3 protein-coding genes are annotated in these 2,643 nt (G+C 67.9%); all 3 read right to left on the minus strand.

The window, feature by feature from the left end; all coding sequences use genetic code 11:
* Positions 1–103 precede the first annotated feature (103 nt).
* The 3 genes from DBR23_RS10770 to DBR23_RS10780 are packed head-to-tail and all read right to left on the minus strand — an operon-like array spanning position 104 to position 2,369.
* Entirely contained in the window at positions 104–1,423 is a 1,320-nt protein-coding gene (locus DBR23_RS10770) for an amidohydrolase family protein (RefSeq protein ID WP_108498239.1), read from the minus strand.
* 23 nt (positions 1,424–1,446) lie between these two features.
* A complete protein-coding gene (locus DBR23_RS10775) occupies positions 1,447–2,034 on the minus strand; it encodes an NAD(P)H-dependent oxidoreductase (RefSeq protein ID WP_055394835.1) in 588 nt (195 codons plus the stop codon).
* 32 nt (positions 2,035–2,066) lie between these two features.
* Positions 2,067–2,369: a 2Fe-2S iron-sulfur cluster binding domain-containing protein gene (locus DBR23_RS10780; protein ID WP_060985148.1), complete on the minus strand. Its 303-nt coding sequence runs from the start codon at positions 2,367–2,369 to the stop codon at positions 2,067–2,069.
* Between the last annotated feature and the right edge of the window lie 274 nt (positions 2,370–2,643).

Genomic DNA, 2,643 nt, shown 5'->3' on the forward strand with positions numbered 1-2,643 from the left:
GGGTCCACGGCAATGATCCCGCTCAGGTAGATGAAGTCGCCTGCGCGGCGCCATGCGGCGTAGCGGGCCAGGGGCTGGGCGATACCTGGCGCAGATGTGGGGCTCATGCGAGGCTCCTTGCGGATTGGGTGGTTGGCACATGCCAGGCAGCCGGTGCATGGCCGCTGGCGACGCGGCCCTGGCGCAGCACCACACGGCTTTGTGCGCGCGATGGAAAGCCCCAGTGGTCAGCCTGCGTGAAGACCAGCAGGTCAGCCACCGTGCCAGGCTGCAGCGGCAGCGCCGTGGTGCCAGTGCGGCCGGTGCACAGCCAGTCGGCGCGGCACAGCGATTCGCTCCATTGGTCGAAAGGTGCATCCAGCTGCGCAGCCAGCACACCCGTGGCCAGGGCTTCCAGCGGGTCAAAGCTGCCCACGGGGCAGAACGGGTCTTGCACGTTGTCGCTGGCGACCAGCACCGGGATGCCGCGTGCACGGGCCTCCTTCACCAGCGTCAGACCACGCTGGCGCGGCGTGCGGCCGGTGGTGGCGTCCTGCAGCAGCAGGTTGGTGATGGGCAGCGTGACCAGGGTGATGGGGCTTTGTGCCACGGCATCGAGCGTGGCGAGGGCCGTGGCCTCGTCCTGTGCGGCCAGCGCGCAGGTGTGGCCGCAGACCACATGGCCTTCGAAACCCAGCTCCTTGAGCAGTGCGGCCGTGGTCGCCAAGCCCTGGGCGCCGGGGTGCAGTTCTTCGTCCACATGCAGGTCCACGTTCAGCCCGTGGTGTTGTGCGGCTTCCAGCAGGTGGCGCAGCGCCTGCGGATCCCAGTTGGTGGAATGCACAAAGCCGCCCAGTAGTGCTCCGGGGCCGCTGGCGGCCACGGTGGCGGCCAGCCGTAGGGCAGCGCTGCGGTCTGCGTACAGGTGTAAGGGGATCAGGCTCACGCGCTCTAGCGTGATGCGGTCGGCCCAGTCGTGGGCCAGTGCGTGCAACACGTTCCAGGCCAGCGGCTGCGCGTCGGGCTCCCACCAGTCGCAGTGGGTGCGCAGGTGGACGGTGCCTGCGTCGTAGGCCCATTGCAGCGCGCGGCTGGCGCGGGCGTGGATGTCTGCTTCGGTCCAGCCCTGGCGATCCACCATCATGGCCTCGATGGCGCCCAGCAGGCCGGGTTTGACCTCTCCCATGCGCGGCAGGGTGAAGGCCTTGTCCAGGTGGGTGTGCGCATCGACCAGGCCGGGCAGCACCAGCGCGCCTGCCACGTCCCACACAGCGCCGTGTAGCGCAGGCTGGGTGCCGTGGGGCAGCACTTGCACGATGCGGCCCTGGGCCAGGCGCAGATCGGCCAGTGCGGGCTGGTGGCCCTGCTGCGGCCACGCGGAGGGCAGCAGCCAGCGCGGCAACCGGGCGCGCAGGATGTGGTCGGGGGTGTTGGATGCGTGCATGCCGTGGCCCTTAGAACGTTGTCTTATGCAAAGCGCGCCATCGCCTGGCCCACGCGGGCCTTGAAGGCCGCCAGCCGGGGCGGTGTGGCCACGTTCATGTGGTAGTAGGCGTGGTAGTTCACCCGCGCCTTGCCGCCCGTGAGCAGGCGCATGTAGCGGGTGATGGACTTGCGCGGCGGGTCGCCCATGAACAGGGCCGTCCAGCGGGGGCGCCCGTAAGTGACCACGGCTGAGATGCGCTTGATGTGCGTGAGCGAGGGTTTGACGTTGTGCGGATCGCTGATGTCAAAGGCCACGCCGGGCATGAGCACGCGGTCGAAAAATCCCTTGAGCATCGCCGGCATGCCAAAGCACCAGGTGGGAAAGCAGAAGACCACGGCTTCGGCCCAGAGCAGGCGGTCCACATAGCCCTGCACGGGCAACTGGTTGCTGGGCACCTCGTGGTAGCCCAGGCGCTCTTCGCGTGTCATCACGGGGTTGAAGCCCTCGGCGTACAGGTCGCAGTCGTCCACCTCATGGCCCGCGCCGCGCAGCTGCTGCACCACCTCGGTGTGCAGGGCTGCGTTGTAGCTGGTTTCTACCGGGTGGCAATAGATCACGAGGATGCGCATGGCGGGGGTCCTTCGGGTTGTGGGGGATGGGCCTACAGGTCCAGCGTGAGCGTGGGGCTGTGGCTGCGCGCGCAGCACACGGCGACGTGGGTGGCTTGCTCTGCAGCGCTCAGGCAGCTGTCGCGGTGGTCGGGCTCGCCGTCCAGCCAGCGGGTCACGCAGGTGCCGCACACGCCCTGCTCGCACAGGGTTTCCAGCGGCACGCCAGCGAGGTGCAGCACGTCGGCCATGCTCTCCCCGGAGGCAACGGGCAAGCGCATCTGGCTGCGCTTCAGGATCAGCTCGAATGCGTGTTCTGTGCGGGCGGCGTCGGCGGTGTCAGGAGCTGTCTGCATTGTTTGACCATGTGATTTGATCGATTGGTCAAACTATTGCAAAGGCTGTGCCAGCCACAAAAAGCGGTCAAACGTCTTTGTGGTGGATCAACGCGGCCTGAAAGGGGCTTTTGACGCCGCGTGCTGGTGCAAATTGCCCGGGATTCGCCCCTCGGGCACCCGAGGCATGCCCAGAATGGGGCGGCGGCCTTAGTCTGGTGCGAGGCCGCAGCCCAGCAGCACAAAGCTGGTGAGTTCGCGCACGATGGGCTCGCGGTCGATGGGCTCGTCGGGC

The sequence above is a fragment of the Acidovorax sp. HMWF018 genome, assembly GCF_003061035.1.
Taxonomy (GTDB): Bacteria; Pseudomonadota; Gammaproteobacteria; order Burkholderiales; family Burkholderiaceae_C; genus Acidovorax; species Acidovorax delafieldii.

What these genes read in the sequence shown, in the direction of transcription:
- DBR23_RS10770 (WP_108498239.1), bottom strand. Translation starts at nt 1,423, where the DNA reads ATGCACGCATCCAACACCCCCGACCACATCCTGCGCGCCCGGTTGCCG.
- DBR23_RS10775 (WP_055394835.1), bottom strand. Translation starts at nt 2,034, where the DNA reads ATGCGCATCCTCGTGATCTATTGCCACCCGGTAGAAACCAGCTACAAC.
- DBR23_RS10780 (WP_060985148.1), bottom strand. Translation starts at nt 2,369, where the DNA reads ATGCAGACAGCTCCTGACACCGCCGACGCCGCCCGCACAGAACACGCA.